This is a genomic window from Ulvibacter litoralis (assembly GCF_900102055.1).
Taxonomy (GTDB): Bacteria; Bacteroidota; Bacteroidia; order Flavobacteriales; family Flavobacteriaceae; genus Ulvibacter; species Ulvibacter litoralis.
The window spans coordinates 381318-397460 of sequence record NZ_FNBA01000001.1 but is presented as its reverse complement, the minus strand read 5'-3'; the positions used below and the strand labels follow the sequence as shown (position 1 = coordinate 397460).

At 36.0% G+C, this 16143-nt stretch carries 16 protein-coding genes; 1 reads left to right on the top strand and 15 read right to left on the bottom strand.

The window, feature by feature from the left end:
- Positions 1 to 2: 2 nt before the first annotated feature.
- The 3 genes from arsS to BLQ00_RS01815 form a co-directional block, all read right to left on the bottom strand.
- On the bottom strand, positions 3 to 1067 hold the full coding sequence (arsS, locus tag BLQ00_RS01825) for an arsenosugar biosynthesis radical SAM (seleno)protein ArsS (protein ID WP_093139734.1): 1065 nt from the start codon (positions 1065 to 1067) through the stop codon (positions 3 to 5).
- A gap of 4 nt (positions 1068 to 1071) precedes the next feature.
- Entirely contained in the window at positions 1072 to 1410 is a 339-nt protein-coding gene (locus tag BLQ00_RS01820) for an arsenosugar biosynthesis-associated peroxidase-like protein (protein ID WP_093139732.1), read from the bottom strand.
- Between the two features lie 111 nt (positions 1411 to 1521).
- Entirely contained in the window at positions 1522 to 2274 is a 753-nt protein-coding gene (locus tag BLQ00_RS01815; protein ID WP_093139731.1) for a DUF481 domain-containing protein, read from the bottom strand.
- A gap of 154 nt (positions 2275 to 2428) precedes the next feature.
- Between BLQ00_RS01815 and hemN the strand changes: the two genes are divergently transcribed.
- Positions 2429 to 3793, top strand: a complete 1365-nt coding sequence (hemN, locus tag BLQ00_RS01810) for an oxygen-independent coproporphyrinogen III oxidase (protein ID WP_093139729.1) — start codon at positions 2429 to 2431, stop codon at positions 3791 to 3793.
- 205 nt (positions 3794 to 3998) lie between these two features.
- Here the strand turns inward: hemN and BLQ00_RS17525 are convergent, their stop codons facing one another.
- The 12 genes from BLQ00_RS17525 to BLQ00_RS01755 all read right to left on the bottom strand — a co-directional run bounded on the left by BLQ00_RS17525 (position 3999) and on the right by BLQ00_RS01755 (position 16141).
- Positions 3999 to 4160 carry a hypothetical protein gene (locus BLQ00_RS17525; RefSeq protein WP_175445397.1) on the bottom strand — a complete coding sequence of 54 codons (162 nt, stop codon included), beginning with the start codon at positions 4158 to 4160 and terminating at the stop codon, positions 3999 to 4001.
- A 26-nt stretch (positions 4161 to 4186) separates the two neighbouring features.
- Positions 4187 to 4894, bottom strand: coding sequence for a sulfite exporter TauE/SafE family protein (locus tag BLQ00_RS01805; protein ID WP_093139728.1), 708 nt, complete (start codon positions 4892 to 4894; stop codon positions 4187 to 4189).
- On the bottom strand, positions 4894 to 5340 hold the full coding sequence (locus BLQ00_RS01800; protein WP_093139726.1) for a FixH family protein: 447 nt from the start codon (positions 5338 to 5340) through the stop codon (positions 4894 to 4896). Before BLQ00_RS01800 ends, BLQ00_RS01805 begins: the two co-directional genes overlap by 1 nt.
- 308 nt (positions 5341 to 5648) lie before the next feature.
- Positions 5649 to 7070 carry a cytochrome c oxidase accessory protein CcoG gene (ccoG, locus tag BLQ00_RS01795; RefSeq protein ID WP_093139725.1) on the bottom strand — a complete coding sequence of 474 codons (1422 nt, stop codon included), beginning with the start codon at positions 7068 to 7070 and terminating at the stop codon, positions 5649 to 5651.
- 39 nt (positions 7071 to 7109) lie between these two features.
- Positions 7110 to 8063: a cbb3-type cytochrome c oxidase N-terminal domain-containing protein gene (locus BLQ00_RS01790; RefSeq protein ID WP_093139723.1), complete on the bottom strand. Its 954-nt coding sequence runs from the start codon at positions 8061 to 8063 to the stop codon at positions 7110 to 7112.
- Complete coding sequence (locus tag BLQ00_RS01785; RefSeq protein ID WP_093139721.1) at positions 8060 to 8257, bottom strand: CcoQ/FixQ family Cbb3-type cytochrome c oxidase assembly chaperone; 198 nt, start codon at positions 8255 to 8257, stop codon at positions 8060 to 8062. The genes BLQ00_RS01790 and BLQ00_RS01785 overlap by 4 nt, the downstream gene beginning before the upstream one ends.
- Positions 8258 to 8261: 4 nt before the next feature.
- Positions 8262 to 10466, bottom strand: a complete 2205-nt coding sequence (ccoN, locus tag BLQ00_RS01780) for a cytochrome-c oxidase, cbb3-type subunit I (protein WP_093139720.1) — start codon at positions 10464 to 10466, stop codon at positions 8262 to 8264.
- Between the two features lie 49 nt (positions 10467 to 10515).
- Entirely contained in the window at positions 10516 to 10722 is a 207-nt protein-coding gene (gene ccoS, locus BLQ00_RS01775; protein ID WP_093139718.1) for a cbb3-type cytochrome oxidase assembly protein CcoS, read from the bottom strand.
- Between the two features lie 224 nt (positions 10723 to 10946).
- A complete protein-coding gene (locus BLQ00_RS01770; protein ID WP_093139717.1) occupies positions 10947 to 13349 on the bottom strand; it encodes a heavy metal translocating P-type ATPase in 2403 nt (800 codons plus the stop codon).
- A 74-nt stretch (positions 13350 to 13423) separates the two neighbouring features.
- Entirely contained in the window at positions 13424 to 14206 is a 783-nt protein-coding gene (locus BLQ00_RS01765) for an ABC transporter permease (protein WP_093139715.1), read from the bottom strand.
- A complete protein-coding gene (locus BLQ00_RS01760) occupies positions 14199 to 14906 on the bottom strand; it encodes an ABC transporter ATP-binding protein (RefSeq protein ID WP_093139714.1) in 708 nt (235 codons plus the stop codon). Before BLQ00_RS01760 ends, BLQ00_RS01765 begins: the two co-directional genes overlap by 8 nt.
- The gene (locus tag BLQ00_RS01755; protein ID WP_093139712.1) at positions 14903 to 16141 is read right to left on the bottom strand and encodes a nitrous oxide reductase family maturation protein NosD; all 1239 of its coding nucleotides are present in this window, start codon (positions 16139 to 16141) and stop codon (positions 14903 to 14905) included. The genes BLQ00_RS01760 and BLQ00_RS01755 overlap by 4 nt, the downstream gene beginning before the upstream one ends.
- Positions 16142 to 16143: the final 2 nt, after the last annotated feature.

The following is a 16143-nucleotide window of genomic DNA, read 5'->3' as shown; positions in this document are numbered from 1 at the left end:
GGTTAAGCAACACTTCCTTGACAACTACTTCCTGCGCCTGCAGTACAGCCGTAACAATGTTGTGAAATTATAATGTCTCTATCGTTTAAAAGGGTTTCGTTGTATTCTGAAATATGTTGCACCTTACTCGCCACTTTCAGTCCTAGCATTTGGTTAAAATCGCAATCGTACAACCAACCGTCCCAACTAATGGAAATGGTATTGGTGCACATCACATTTGCAACTGCGGAAGGATTAAAAGCATCGACTAATTGATACATATAATCTTCGTAGTTTTCTGAAGCAATTAAGTAATCTAGAAAACGAGAAATTGGCAGGTTGGTTATGGTAAATAGATTGTGAAATTGAATATTAAAATCGTCTAGCAATGCCTTTTTAAAATCTTTTTCCATGCTATTTTGGTCACCCGGTAAAAAAGCACCACTCGGATTGTACACCAAATCTAAACGAAGATTACTTCCAGGCATTCCGTAGCCAATTGCATTGAGATCTTGTAATGCCCTAATAGATTTGTCGAAAACACCATCGCCTCGTTGTTTGTCTGTTTTTCCACGAGTCCAGTGTGGCATAGAACTTACAACATGTACATTGTGGTCTTTAAAAAACTGCGGTAAATCATAGTATTTTTTATTGGCACGAATAATCGTAAGATTACTTCGTACGATAAAATCTTTAATTCCCGCTTTGCTAGCTTCTTCCACAAACCAACGGAAATTTGGGTTCATTTCTGGGGCACCTCCAGTTAAATCTAGGGTGTGAGCTCCAGTTGTTTTAATCACTTCAAGACACTGTAACATGGTCTCTTGGGTCATAATTTCGGTGCGATCGGGACCAGCATCTACGTGGCAATGATCACAAACCTGGTTGCACATATACCCCACGTTAATTTGTAAGATTTCTAATTTTCTAGGGCGAAGCGGAAACTGATTGGTTTCCTTTATTTTTTTTGCAAAAGTGGGAAGTTCTCCATTTTTAAAAATACCGTTTGATAGTATTTCTAACTGTCGGTTTGCTTCCGCTAATTCACTATCGCGTTTATGAAGAGATTGGGTTTTCTGTTTCGACATACTTTTACCCGTCTAATTTATTTACTTTATTCATCATCATCGTACCGTGCACTAAAGTTGCACCACTTTTAATAGCAGCACCCACGTGAATGGCTTCCATCATTTGTTCTTTGGTAACGCCTCGTTGTAATGTGTCTTTTGTGTACGCATCGATACAGTACGGGCATTGTTCTGTGTGTGCAACCGCAAGAGCAATCAGTGCTTTTTCACGGGCTGTTAAGGCACCTTCTTCAAAAACTTTACCGTAATAATCAAAAAACTTAGTTCCTAGCTCTTCACTCCATTCTGTGATTTTTCCAAAATTCCGAAGATCTGCAGGGTCATAATAGTTGTTAGAAGCCATAAAAGAGTTAGTTTATAATAGTTACGAGATTAATATGCGTTCGGTTTTCAATTATGGTAAATATAATAAAGTAGTCTATTTATTTTTGAAAACTTACTAAAGTTTGCGGTATTAATCAAAAGAATAGGCGAGCCCGCTGGTAAAATCGTATTGCGAATTAGGAATTCCAATTGCCGGAAAGGCATCATATGTAAAGGTGTACGAGGTTAAAAATGCCAAGTTTTTTATTATTTCAATCGCTAGTGACGACTGATTTGCAACCCTGTAATCATTAAATCCTGAAAGTAACGGTTGGTAATAAGTCGTACTAGTTACACTGATGTTAGATTTTGGATACATGCTAAACGAAAAATAAAAACTTCCTCTAAAATCTCTTTGAAGTGGGGTAACTCCATCGTCAATTTCTTCGTGTTCGTACATGATAAGCGTTCCCAAATAAAATTTATAATTTTCAGCAGAAGAAAGCTTAAAACGTGTCCCCGTGCCTAATAATCCTCTAAAAGTGATAAGAGATATTTTATTATATTGTGCTTGTGTGAAAATTTCCCAAGCAATTCGTGGGTGAAAGCGGTAGTTGTATCTCAAATGTGAAATCCCGCTATTTTCAAATTTTTCACCTTCTATTTTCTGAAAATCAATATCATTTTTGAAAAGTACTAAATGCTTTTTTGTTTTGTACTGAAGGTGAAGATTACTAGTTACAGTAAGAAAATCGTTAGTGTTTCGTTTTAGCGCAAACTTTAAACTCGTTGCCCCTGAAAATCCACTGGTATCGGTCACTTTCCGAAGTGATTCAGCATTTAAAATTTGTGCTGAAGCAGCGATAGAAAAGATAGAAAAAAGTACAACAAAAAGGAATCTCATATACGTTACTTGGTGATTGAAAGTGTAAAATTAACGAAAACTAGAAAAAGCAGAAATGAAGTGTTATAGAAAAACAGAATTGATTTTCTAAAACTGATATTTATCATCGGATGGCCCTTGTCTAAATTTTACTTTTGAAGCTAAAATAATACGTATGTGTCAAACTTTAGTTTCAAAGTATAATGTTGCAGGACCGAGGTATACTAGTTATCCAACTGTTCCTTATTGGGATCCTGCTTCTTTTTCTCTTAGAGTTTGGAAAGAAAAACTCGTTAAAAGTTTTCAAGAAAGCAATACTTCGGAAGGGATTAGTATTTACATCCACTTGCCGTTTTGTGAGAGCTTATGCACGTTTTGCGGTTGCCACAAACGCATTACCAAAAATCATTCAGTAGAAATTCCGTATTTAAAATCTGTTTTGAAAGAATTGGATTTATACATTCAATTGTTTGGTGAAAAACCAATTTTAAAGGAACTACATCTAGGAGGTGGGACGCCTACTTTTTACAGTCCGGAAAATTTACAAATGTTATTAGAAGGGCTTCTTCGGAAAGTTCACAAAGCAATAGACTATGAGTTTAGTTTTGAAGGACATCCCAACAATACAACCAAAGAACACTTAGAAACCTTAGCTTCTTTTGGATTTACGCGAGTAAGTTATGGTGTTCAAGATTATAATGAAACGGTTCAGAAGGCCATTCACCGAATACAACCTATCGAAAATGTAATTGCTGCTACGCAAAATGCACGTTCGTTAGGATATGCTTCTGTAGGACACGATATTATTTTCGGATTGCCTTTTCAAACAAAAGAACACGTTCGTGAAACCATCGCACAAACGGCAAAGCTTCAACCAGACCGAATTGCATTTTACAGTTATGCGCATGTGCCTTGGATGAAAGGAAATGGACAACGCGGTTTTAACGACTCCGATTTGCCTTCCCCTTCAGAAAAAAGAGAGATGTACGAATTGGGTAAAAAACACTTGCTCGAAGCGGGCTATATTGAAATTGGAATGGATCATTTCGCATTGCCAACCGATTCGCTTTATAAGGCGTTAGAAAATAAGACGATTCACCGTAATTTTATGGGATATACCAACTCTAAAACACAAGTGATGATTGGGTTAGGTGCTTCCGCGATTAGTGATTGTTGGACGGCTTTTGCACAAAATGAAAAGGGGGTAGAAGCATATCAAGATTTGGTGGAAAAAGGAATTATACCTGTATTTAGAGGACATGTATTAACAACAGAGGATCTTATCATCCGAAAACACATCCTTAATTTGATGTGTAAGTTTGAAACGGCATGGGACACCACAGAAACCTATAGTGATTCACTATCAACTGTTTTAGGACAATTAGAAGAAACAGAACGTGACGGACTTATAAAAATACTACCTAATGGATTAGAAGTGACCGAAAAAGGAAGGCCTTTTATCCGTAATATCTGTATGGCTTTCGATGCGCGCTTGCAAGAAAGCAAACCAGAAACACAACTCTTTTCTATGACTATTTAAAGTTTAGTGTAGGTTGAATTGAGGATGATAGAAGGTTTCCTAATTCCTGATGTTGTCCTCATTCATATACGTATCTAAGAATTTGTAACAATCGTGAAGTTTAAGGAAAAGAAAAGCTTTCGTCTTAAAGACTAAGTTTAACAATCAGAATCCTTAGATTTTGATTGTGCTTCCCTTGACAAATCAATTGGTTTTTAAAATAAATCTAAAGTTCCTCTACGTCATCATTTTTAGTGTCGGCAGCTTTTTTGTCATTACTAGCCAAAGAATATACAACGAGTACTAATGCAATACAAACAACTGCAAAAACTCCAATTAGTAGTGCACCCATTCCCCAGTTCACTAAAGGTAAAATTATATTTTCCATAGTATTTAGATTTAAAATTAATTTAATTAATGACAGCTATGTTCTGCAGATACCTGCTCAATAGCGACGTGTTCAGACGGTGAGATATATGGAATACCCAATCCTAAACCTCTAACAATAAATAATGCGCCTATAATTATAACAAATACAGGAATCACTTTTAAGACGCGTTTTTTTACTTTTCCTGTTAAGAAGTTTCCCAAATAAATAGCTGTCGTCATAAGAGGTACAGTGCCCAATCCGAAAACAGCCATATAAAGGCTTCCTTCCCAGGCTCCTCCTGTAGCTAACGCTCCAAAAATTGCCATATAGACCAATCCGCAAGGTAATAGACCGTTTAAATAGCCTATCGTGAAAAACGTTCCCGGATTCTTCTTTTTAAGTTCTGCTCCCATGGCACTTTTCACTTTCCCTACTGCTTTGTAGATAGGTTTTGAGAAATTATAACGACTTACAATTTTTGTAGGGATTAAAATAAAAAGAATCATTAATACACCTATTCCAACAGATAACTGTTGCTGCAATCCAAATAGGTTTAAACTTTTGCCAACAAGTCCAAATACCAACCCTAGAAGTGCGTACATTAAAATACGTCCTAAATGATAACTAAGTAATTGTAACGCCCGTTTCGTTGGGTTTTTCCTGTCTACAGGTAATAAAAATGCAATAGGTCCGCACATTCCCACACAGTGAAAACTACCCAATAAACCAAATATGAGCGCGGAGTATAACATTAGTAGGTAATCGATTTTTTATAAAGGTAGTCTTCATTGTTATAGGTGAAGGCTATCGTAATGTTCCAACGACCCTCAATCAGCTTATTGTCAGGTATGAGCAAATTTGATCCGGAAAGGACTAATGGTAAGTCGAAATCCAGTTGCTGATTAGAGGGTCTATATAGGAACACTTTTCCATTAATTTTTGAAGCTTCCAATTCTTCAGGAAAGCTAAGAAGCCAGCCGTCGGACGTTTTAGTTCCTTCAATTTTTTCGTTGAGATTGTTCGTTTTTGTTTCGGCATCAATCTCCGTTTGGTATGCCATTTCTTTCGCGTAATATTCTTCAGTTACTAAATCGTAACTAAATTTTTTATTAGTGCTCATCGTGACCACCATATAGGTAATGAAGCTCATAAAAGCGATCATTCCTATTACAATTCCTGTTCCCCAATTCCATTTCATATCGTTGTGTGCCCGAACTAACGGGAATCTTATTAATTAAACTTTCGTTTGTTTTCTTCTTACCTCTTTCTTCTTTTCTAACTCCTCAAGTAGCAACTTTGCCTGACACGATTTGTTTAGGCCTGGTTGTCCGTTTTTACATCCTTCACAACATTTTTTCTTTTCTGACATACTTCGTTTATGGTTGTAAGGGTTATGGGCATTTAGACCGTGCGATTCGTTATTGTTAGTTCATTCATGCATTTGTACTTATGCTACTAATCTGTAAACATTTCCGAAGAAAAACAACCCTTTCAATTTTTAGTAATTTACTTATAGCTTCTCGGTCCTAAAAAGGCTGTGCTTGTTGTTTCAATCAAAACATCACCGCTGTAAACACCTATTTCCATTCGGTCTTTATCGCCACTTAAAGAACTTGCATTAACTTCTATAAAGAGAGTTCCTTCAGCCAATCCTTGTCCTTTCACAGTAATATCATCATGAGAAACCAAGGTTATTGTGCCTTTATGCGATAGTAGTTCAAAGTGGACATTTTCGATGTCGTCTACCGTTTTGTTTACTAGCTTATAGGTGTACACATTGCTAATCATGTTATCTGCTTTGTGTTCGTACAACTGACCTGGTAATCGTAAGATATTAGCTTCAATATCATTACGTAAAAACAACATTCCAATAAGTACTGCGGTAAGAATTCCAAGTACCGCTACATACCCTTTTAATCGAGGTGTAAACTTAAATTTCTCTTTCTTTTCGATGTTATCTTCACTTGCATATCGTATTAATCCCTTCGGAAGATTTACCGCTTCCATCATATGGTCGCAGGCATCTATACAAGCTGTACAGTTTACACATTCTAATTGTGTTCCGTTTCGAATGTCTATTCCGGTAGGACAAACATGTACACAAGCGAAACAATCGATACAATCTCCTTTTCCCGTTGCAGGCCTGTCTTCATTCTTTTTGAATTTAGCACGACCTTCTTCTTTTTCTCCACGTTTGTGATCGTAAGCAACAACAATCGACTTGTTGTCGAGTAAAACCCCTTGCAGTCTGCCGTAAGGACACGCAATGATGCATACTTGTTCTCGAAACCATGCAAAAATGAAGTAAAATACTCCAGTGAAAATAAGCAGAGAAATTAAAGTGCTCACATGCTTTGAAGGGCCGTCTGTAATGTAACGGATGAGTTGGTCACTACCGATAAGATATGCTAAGAATATATTTGCAATGAGAAACGAAATAATAAAAAAGATGATCCACTTAAGGACTCTTTTCTTAATTTTCTCGGCATTCCAAGGCATTTTTTTTAGTCGAATTTGCTTTCCACGGTCGCCATCTATCCAATATTCAATACGGCGAAAAACCATTTCCATAAAAATAGTTTGCGGACATATCCAACCACAAAATAATCTACCAAATGCAACAGTAAATAGCACAACAAAGACGACACCTATAATCATCATAATGACAAATAAATGAAAGTCTTGTGGCCAAAAAGGAAACCCAAATATATTGAACCTACGTTCCAATACATTGAACATTAAAAACTGATTTCCTCCTATTTTAATAAATGGCGCAGCAAATAAGAAAGCAAGTAAAACGTAACTTACGTATTTACGATACTCGTACCATTTACCATCAGGCTTTTTAGGAAATACCCAAGCCCGTTTTCCTTCTTCATTGAGTGTACCTATGGTATCTCTAAAATTATCTTGACCTTGATCTGCCATTATTTTTTTGTTTGCGCTATTAAGAAATTGAACCTGTTTTTAGTTCATTGTAAGTTTCACTGCTGTAGAGTCATTTACAATTTCAGGTGTTGCTTCTTGTGTGTCTGTTGGTGCATCTGGATCTACCCAAATTTCTCCTTCAGCTTCTTTAGGCTCTGCAGGAGTAGTACCTTGAAAGTTTAAAACATAACTAGCAACTTGTGCCATTTCTAGAGGTTTAAGGTCGCTTTTCCACGAAATCATTCCTTTACCATCACGTCCTCCTTCAGAAATTGTATGGAATACATTTTTGATACCACCTCCTAGAATCCAATACGTATCGGTTAGGTTTGGTCCAATTCCACCACCACCGTCAGATTTGTGACAGGCGATACAATTGGCTTCAAAAATGGCTTTTCCAGCATTTAAATCAGATGCATCAGTAAGAAGTGTTACGGTGTTTACATCGACTAAATCTTTAGCAGTTTTTTTCCATTCTTCAATTTCTACTTTGGCTTCAGCGACAGCCGTTTCATATTCTTCAGCCTGCGTGTAATCATTGAAAACCTCAAAACGAACTAAATATACGACTGCGAAAATGATGGTTCCGTAGAACATATATACCCACCATGGCGGAAGGTTGTTGTCCAACTCTTTAATACCGTCATAATTGTGGTCTAGTATAATTTCGTGTTCCTCTTCAATGCCTTTACTTCCTAACGATTTTTTATACTTCTCTTTAATCCATTTAAATTGGTTTTCTTTCGCTTCTGTTTCTTGAGCGTCATATCTAGCTTGCGCCTCAGGGCTTAAAGTTTTGTAAAGCACACTTTTAATTGCTTCTATACAAACTTCTCCTGCAATATAAAACAGTACTATAATACCATACGCCAACCACATTATAGGGTTTTCTAAAAAAATAGAAGTTTCTCCTGAAGTGCCTATGAAATCTAGAAAGAAATAGACAAAAATGGCTACAATTAATATTCTTACAAATGATGCTGTCGTTCTCATAGTTGGGTGTTGTTTTCAGTTACTGTATCATCTTCTAATGGGATATTGCTTACCTCTGCTATATGTGTTTTTTTAGCTGTGAACACCCAAAAGAACAACACTAAAAAGAAGATGAAGAATATCATAAGAGAGATCATAGGATATACCTCAACTCCATCTATATTTTCTAAGTTTCCTTTTATAAATTTCAACATGACCTTAATTGTTTTCGTTAATTGCAGAAGTTTCTGCGTCTTTCACTTTAATGTCTGTACCTAATCGTTGTAAGTAAGCTATGAGGGCTACGATTTCACGATCTCGCATTTCTACAAACTCTTCTCCGTTTTCTTGAGCATATTTTTTATCTGCTTCATACGTTTTGGCAAAATCTGGATCGCTGTACAGATTTTTTTCAATCTGTGTTCCTTGAACAACCATTGCTTCTTGAGCATTGGCAATTTCAGCTTCGGTATAAGGAACGCCTAATGTTACCATCGCATTCATTTTTGCTTCCGTTTTGCTTTTGTCTAATTCGCTATTGATAAGCCATTTGTATGAAGGCATGATAGAACCTGATGAGGTACTTTGCGGATCGTACATGTGATTTAAATGCCAGTTATCGCTGTATTTTCCGCCTATGCGATGAAGATCTGGTCCGGTACGTTTACTTCCCCATAAAAATGGATGATCGTAAACATACTCTCCGGCTTTAGAATACTCACCATAACGCTCTACTTCACTTCTGAAAGGACGTATCATTTGTGAGTGACAAGAAACACAACCTTCACGAATGTATAGATCACGACCTTCTAGTTCTAAAGGACTGTATGGTTTCACGCTTGAAATTACAGGAACATAATCATCAACCATTAATGATGGAACAATTTGAACCATTCCTCCAATTAAAATAGCTATGGTAGCAAAAATGGTTAATTTAACAGGACGTCTTTCCAACCAAGTATGATATCCTTCTTTTGCAGTTCTCTTTTTTGTTACATTCTGAAGTGCTGCAGCTTCTGCAAGTTCGTCAGTTACTTTACTTCCTGCTCTAGCTGTTTTAATAATATTATAAATACCAATTAAAGCACCTGTAATGTATAGTGTTCCACCAATAGCACGCATCCAGTACATTGGCATAATCTCAGATACAGTTTCTAAGAAGTTACCATACGTTAATGTTCCATCTGGATTAAATTGTTTCCACATAGACGCTTGAACAAATCCAGCAACATACATAGGTAATGCATAAAGTATAACTCCTAATGTTCCAATCCAAAAGTGAAAGTTGGCAAGTTTTGTGGACCATAATTTGGTCTTGAATAACTTAGGAACCATCCAGTAGATCATACCAAAAGTTAAGAAACCATTCCAAGCAAGGGCACCTACGTGCACGTGTGCAATAATCCAATCACTAAAATGCGCAATTGCATTTACATTTTTAAGTGATAGCATCGGTCCTTCAAAAGTTGCCATACCGTATCCAGTAATAGCGACCACCATGAATTTTAAAACAGGATCTGTACGTACTTTATCCCAAGCTCCACGTAAGGTTAATAAACCATTAATCATCCCTCCCCAAGAAGGTGCGATTAGCATAATAGAGAAGGCAACTCCTAAATTTTGTGCCCATTCTGGAAGTGCAGAATATAATAAGTGATGCGGTCCTGCCCAGATGTAAATAAAGATTAATGACCAGAAGTGAACAATAGAAAGTCTATACGAATATACAGGTCTGTTCGCTGCCTTAGGAACAAAGTAATACATTAATCCTAAAAACGGTGTCGTTAAGAAAAAGGCAACGGCATTATGACCATACCACCATTGTACCAGTGCATCTTGCACTCCAGCGTACATTGAGTAACTTTTTAATGGTCCTATAGGTAGTTCCATACTGTTTACAATGTGTAAAACAGCCACTGTTACAAATGTTGCTAAGTAAAACCAAATGGCTACATATAAATGACGTTGTCTTCTTTTAATCATTGTACCAATAAGGTTTGCTCCAAAAACAACCCAGATTAATGCAATAGCAATATCAAAAGGCCATTCAAGTTCGGCATACTCTTTCGTTGTAGTGTATCCTAATGGAAGCGTAATCGCTGCACCTACAATAATAGCCTGCCAACCCCAAAAGTTTAGATTACTCATCCAATCTTTCCACATACGCGCTTTAAGCAAACGTTGTGTAGAATAATACACCCCAGCAAATATTGCATTTCCAACAAAGGCGAAAATTACAGCATTGGTGTGTAATGGTCTAAGACGACCAAAACTAAGCCATGGTATACCATCTGTAAGGTTAGGGAATAAAAACATAAAGGCTAATAATAAGCCGACACTCATCCCCACGACGCCCCAGAATAGTGTCGCGATGATGAATTTGCTTACGATTTTGTTATCGTAGTAAAACTTTTGTAGTTCCATAGTTACTTAAGTTGATCGTTTAATTTTTTACCAAATTTTTAAATTAATACTAACCTTTCTTTGGTACGGTTGGTTTTTCTGTTGTTTCATTCAGTTTGGTAGCGTCCTCTTTAACAATTTCGTCATCAAAGAGCATACGTACAGATGGTGTATAGGTATCGTCATATTGCCCATTTTTTACAGAAAAAATAAATGCTGCAAAAAAGATGAGCGCCACAAAGACACTGATTGCCAAAAGCATATAAATAATACTCATACCTACCTGAATTATGGTGTAAAAATAGAAATGGAGCCCTTCTTAAAATATGATATATGTCAGCTTTGGGAAGAAACTATTTTAGAAAAAAAACGTAATGAAGGGCACTGTTGCTAGCAACTACAAAACGATGTGGCTTTAATTGAAGCATTCATTAATATGTATTGTTTTTATTTTCTTCGGAAAGATTTTCGGTTTCAGACCAAGTTTTAAAATAATAGTTTTTACCGTTTTAAAAGAGTGCCTACGTAAAAACGAACAAGTAGCGTCGTGAATATCACAATGCTAATAGAACTCAAAGGCATTAAAATGGCCGCTATCACAGGTTTTAAATGTCCTGTAACCGCAAATGAGAGTCCGATAATATTGTAAAACAGAGAAAATAAAAAGCTCCATTGTATAATTTGAATTCCACGCTTGGAAGCACTTAAAAAGTTTGGGATATCGTTAAATACCCTGGCATCTAAAATTCCATCACAGGCGGGCGTAAATACATTGGTGTTTTCAGAAAGGGCTATCCCGACATTACTTTGTTTTAAGGCGCCTGCATCGTTAAGTCCATCACCCATCATGAGGACCGATTTCCCTTTTCTTTGTAAGTTATCAATGAATTGAAGTTTGTCTTCAGGCTTCTGGTTAAAGTATAGCTTCGTTCCCTTCGGAAGTAATTCTGAAAGATATTCCCGTTCGCCTTCATTATCGCCAGAAAGTACAATAAGTTCGTATTTATTTGCGAGTGTTTGCATGGTTTCAGCAATACCTTCACGATACTGATTTTGAAAAATATAACACCCTTTATAAGTGTTGTTTGTACTTATATGAACCCCTGTTCGATTCGGGTTGGTTTCCGAAACAACAATGTCAGATTCATTGGTGACAAATTGATGCGACCCTATTTTTATTTCACTTTTTGCGATTCTTGCGGTAATTCCTTTCCCTAATATCTCTTCGTACTCGTCTAATGTACAGATGTTGTTTTTCTGAAGTTCCTTATACAAAGCCCTGCTTAATGGATGGTTGGAAGTTCGAAGTGAAGTGGCTAATAATTCTTCTTCTTCTTCGGAAAGATCTACGCCTTCGTAACGAATTATATTTTTAGCAGCCGCAGTTAACGTACCCGTTTTATCAAAAACCAAGGTGTCTATTTTTGCCATTTGTTCAATAACGGAAGCTTCTTTTAAATAGCATTTCTTTTTTCCGAAAAGACGCAATATATTTCCTAATGTGAAAGGAGCTGCAAGTGCAATAGCGCAAGGACACGCAACAATAAGAACCGCTGTAAACACATTAAAAGCATGCGAAGCATCGTAAATAAGCCAGACCAATGTAGCCAGAAAAGCGATGCTTAATACTCCAACAGTAAAACGTTTGCTAATACGATCTGTTATTGATTGAAAAGGACTTTTGTTGTTTTTACTGAAAATGTCATTACTCCATAACTGCGTTAAATAACTTTGAGAAACAGGTTTTAGGACTTCAATTTCTAACACACCTCCTTGTTGTTTTCCACCCGCATACAAGGTATCTCCGCTAGCTTTTGAAACGGGATTTGCTTCTCCTGTTACAAAGCTGTAATCGATGAGTGCCTCTCCTTTTAATAAAACGGCATCCACCGATATCAATTCGTTGTTCCGAATTAACAATCGGTCTCCTTTTTTTATGTGGTGTACTTCAGATTGTATTTCAGAATAAGTGCCATCTTCTTTTTTAAGCAATTGTGTTACTGCCATTGGGAAGTAAGATTTGTAATCCCGTTCAAAAGAAAGATAAGCGTATGTTTTTTGCTGAAAGAACTTTCCTAATAATAAGAAAAACACCAATCCTGTAAGACTGTCGAAAAAGCCAGAGCCTAAATCGAAAACAATGTCTATAGTACTTCGAATGAATAAAACCGAGATTCCTAACGCAATAGGTACATCGATATTTAATATTTTAGAGCGTAATCCTTTATAGGCTGAAATAAAATAATCCTGTCCCGAATAAAAAACAACGGGGAGTGAGAAGGAAAACATCAACCAACGGAAGAGATGCTTGAATGAATCAAGCCAGAATTCGGTTTCTTGAAAATATTCAGGAAATGAAAGAAACATTACATTTCCAAAAGCAAAACCTGCGACGCCTAATTTGAAAATTAACTTTTTGTTGTGGCTCCTTTCTTTTGGTTTTGCATCTTCTAATGAAATGTAAGGTTCATAACCAATCTGAGCTAACAATAACACCAACTGCTTGACTGTTAATGTTTCAGAATTAAAGGTAATGCGGACTGTTTTTTCAGGAAAATTTACTTGCGAATTACTTACTGCTGGTTGTAGTTTGTTTAAGTTTTCTAACACCCAAATACACGAACTGCAATGAATTGAAGGAATTAAAAAAGAAACAATCTGTGTGTTTCCTTCATCAAATTCCAAAAGTTTTCCAACGATGTTGGGATTGTCTAAAAACTCAAATTTCGTTTCTGAAATTTTTGGTGAATTCCCAGGTGTTTTTTCTAAATCGTAATAGTAGTTAAGGTCGTTATCGTTTAAAATATCGAATACAGTCTTGCATCCATAACAACAGAAATTTTTGTCATGGTGTACAATTAACTCTTCGTCGCAGGGATCCCCGCAGTGGAAACAAGAAGTCATATTTTAAAATTTGCTCATTATACCTATGGCAAAGGTCCATATTGAAGCAGTCTAAAAATATGATATCTATCAGTTTAAAAATCTTTTTTTCTGCATTTTCGGTAAATGTTGTACACAGGTAAAATGACCCAAAGGGATAGTGCTCCAATAGATATAAACAATCCAAAACCTGTTCCGAAGAATTTTTGAAAAACAGCACCCGTATAACCTAATAACGCTGAAATATCTAGTTTTAGTAAAATTAAAATACGAGACAGATCGATGGGGTTAAACATGGTAGCTCCTATTGAAAAAGAGTCTAAAGGATACGATTGAAAAGCAATAAGAGACATTAAAAATAGCCCGTCATAAATTACAGCCATGAACAACCAAAGAAGGATTGAATAACTGAATCCTTTTATTTTATTTTCATTGTATAAAGCAATATTAAAAGCCAGTGCTGTAAATATGAGCGTAAGGAACGTTCCCGTAACTAACAGTAACACAAAGTCCCAAATTTCATTGGATTGAAACAGTCCGTAAAGTGCAAATGGAATTCCTAATCCTATTACTAGACTCATGGAAAGCGACAAGGCAACACCCAAATACTGTCCTATAAATATAGAAGAACGCTTAATGGGTTGCGCTAATAGCAGTTCCGTAAATTCTTTGGAATTATAATAATACATCACGCCAAAAATTGTTCCAATTAACGGCACTAAAATGATTATTACATTCATTAACGTGATAATCGCTTTTGATAAATCGTTGTTTAAAAACAGTAGTACACATCCTAGTAACAAATAGAAGAGTAGATACACATACGACCATCTACTTCGGATGAGGTCAAAAAAGCTGTATTTTAGTATTTTAAGCATGGTCGAAGGTTAAAAGGTTTGCAATAGCGTGTTCAAAATTAGACTCTTGGGTTTGCGTTTTAAGTGCTTCAATACTTCCTTTAAAATACACTTTCCCTTCTAGTAAAAAGACAATCTCATCTGCCATTTCTTCTACAAAACTCATAATGTGAGAGGTAATTAAAATAATTTTACCTTTTGCTTTCTCTTCTTTTATGAGTGCTTTCAGATGTAATAAAGCAATAGGATCTAATCCTGAGGTAGGTTCGTCTAGAATAATAATAGGACTGTCGAACATAAGTGTAAGGACAAGGTTTACTTTTTGTTTGGTTCCTCCTGAAAGATTGCTTAATTTTTTAGATAGAAAGGGTTCAAGTTTAAAAAGCGCGATTAATTTTTTATCCTCTCCAGGATGGTTTCGCAAATCTTTTATCATCTCGATAAGTTCCTGTACGGTTAGGTTTGCCGGAAAGTTTGCTATTTGAGGTAAGTAGTCTATCTGGTCTCTGTATTTCCAGTTTTTATTGATAGGAATGCCTCCCACGAGTAGTTTTCCTTTGTCGGGAATAACCATTCCTAAGATTGTTTTTATCAAGGTTGTTTTTCCAGAACCGTTAGGTCCTAAAATTGCAAAAACCCCTTTTTTAGTAATCTCTAAATCGACTCCTTTAAGTACTTGGTTTTTTCCAAATCGCTTGTGTAGTTGTTCAATATTAATCATTCGTAGCGTTTTATTTGTGGGGTCATGTCTACCAAATTATCGGGTGTAAAAACAGGGGACACTTTTTCTGAAAAATCGATAATGTCGATGAATAGACTTCGCATTAGTATAATCGTTTCTGGGGTTTTGTTCACCACATACGAAAATAATTTTACAGGTCTGTATGGAACATCTCCAATGCCATTTCTATCTAGGTCGTATCCAGTATAGCTACTCCAGTAATTGTCTTTAAAAACATTGTCGTTAATCTTGCTATTGTATGAGAGATCGAATGAGTTATATAAAAAATTATTTTTTTCAAAAGTATTGGCATAACAAGCTCCCAAAACTTTTACAGCATATCCATTACTTATAAAATCATTATTTGCATACACAATTCTGTTAGAGCCTTCAATGTTGATTCCAACAGTGTTTTCTTCAAATACATTGTTTTTTATTTCAGCATCATTAATTTCTTTTAAAAGCAGTCCGAATGCGGCAGAGCCCCAATTTTTTCTGAAAGTGTTGTGATGCATTTTAATTCGTTTCGAAAACATGACTGCAACACCAGCACCGTTATTTTCGAATAAATTATTTGTATAAAGATCATCGTTAGAAAACATAAAGTGCAACCCGTAACGTAAGTTGTTTGTGCTGGTGTTTTCATTAATAATGATGTTGTCTGAAAATTCTAAATAAATACCGTCGCGTACTTTTTGTACAATATTACGCTCTACCAATACATTCTTTGAATACCATAACTGGATGCCGTTTCCGGAGTTGTATTCGTCTTGGGCATCGCCAATAATCTTGTTGTGATAAATAATTCCGTTTGAAGATTTTTCGATGTAAATTCCGAAGAACAGTTGTTCTAAAACTACATTCTGAATTAAAAAGTGCTCACTTCGTACAACTCGTATGGCAGCGTGATCACTGGTGTAACTCGTTCCGACATTGATAATAAACAAGCCGTCAATAGTCACATGATCTGAAGTGACACGAATAATTTCTCCTTTGTCTTCTCCATCTATTATAGGGTAATTTTCTCCTTTAATAGTCAAAGGTTTATCTACTACAATATTATACTCTTTGTAGGTTCCTTTTTTTATTAAAATTGTATCGCCTGCTACTGCCATTTGAATGGCTTCTTTGAGGGAGTTTATTTCACATGTATTACAAACTTCAACCGTTTGTGCAACACCTTGAACGCTGAAAAGGATAAGTGTACAATAAAGAAGTTTTAGGAGTTTGTCCATCA

Coding starts and splice junctions, on each gene's coding strand:
- arsS (WP_093139734.1), bottom strand. CDS start 1,067: ATGTCGAAACAGAAAACCCAATCTCTTCATAAACGCGATAGTGAATTA.
- BLQ00_RS01820 (WP_093139732.1), bottom strand. CDS start 1,410: ATGGCTTCTAACAACTATTATGACCCTGCAGATCTTCGGAATTTTGGA.
- BLQ00_RS01815 (WP_093139731.1), bottom strand. CDS start 2,274: ATGAGATTCCTTTTTGTTGTACTTTTTTCTATCTTTTCTATCGCTGCT.
- hemN (WP_093139729.1), top strand. CDS start 2,429: ATGTGTCAAACTTTAGTTTCAAAGTATAATGTTGCAGGACCGAGGTAT.
- BLQ00_RS17525 (WP_175445397.1), bottom strand. CDS start 4,160: ATGGAAAATATAATTTTACCTTTAGTGAACTGGGGAATGGGTGCACTA.
- BLQ00_RS01805 (WP_093139728.1), bottom strand. CDS start 4,894: ATGTTATACTCCGCGCTCATATTTGGTTTATTGGGTAGTTTTCACTGT.
- BLQ00_RS01800 (WP_093139726.1), bottom strand. CDS start 5,340: ATGAAATGGAATTGGGGAACAGGAATTGTAATAGGAATGATCGCTTTT.
- ccoG (WP_093139725.1), bottom strand. CDS start 7,070: ATGGCAGATCAAGGTCAAGATAATTTTAGAGATACCATAGGTACACTC.
- BLQ00_RS01790 (WP_093139723.1), bottom strand. CDS start 8,063: ATGAGAACGACAGCATCATTTGTAAGAATATTAATTGTAGCCATTTTT.
- BLQ00_RS01785 (WP_093139721.1), bottom strand. CDS start 8,257: ATGTTGAAATTTATAAAAGGAAACTTAGAAAATATAGATGGAGTTGAG.
- ccoN (WP_093139720.1), bottom strand. CDS start 10,466: ATGGAACTACAAAAGTTTTACTACGATAACAAAATCGTAAGCAAATTC.
- ccoS (WP_093139718.1), bottom strand. CDS start 10,722: ATGAGTATTATTTATATGCTTTTGGCAATCAGTGTCTTTGTGGCGCTC.
- BLQ00_RS01770 (WP_093139717.1), bottom strand. CDS start 13,349: ATGACTTCTTGTTTCCACTGCGGGGATCCCTGCGACGAAGAGTTAATT.
- BLQ00_RS01765 (WP_093139715.1), bottom strand. CDS start 14,206: ATGCTTAAAATACTAAAATACAGCTTTTTTGACCTCATCCGAAGTAGA.
- BLQ00_RS01760 (WP_093139714.1), bottom strand. CDS start 14,906: ATGATTAATATTGAACAACTACACAAGCGATTTGGAAAAAACCAAGTA.
- BLQ00_RS01755 (WP_093139712.1), bottom strand. CDS start 16,141: ATGGACAAACTCCTAAAACTTCTTTATTGTACACTTATCCTTTTCAGC.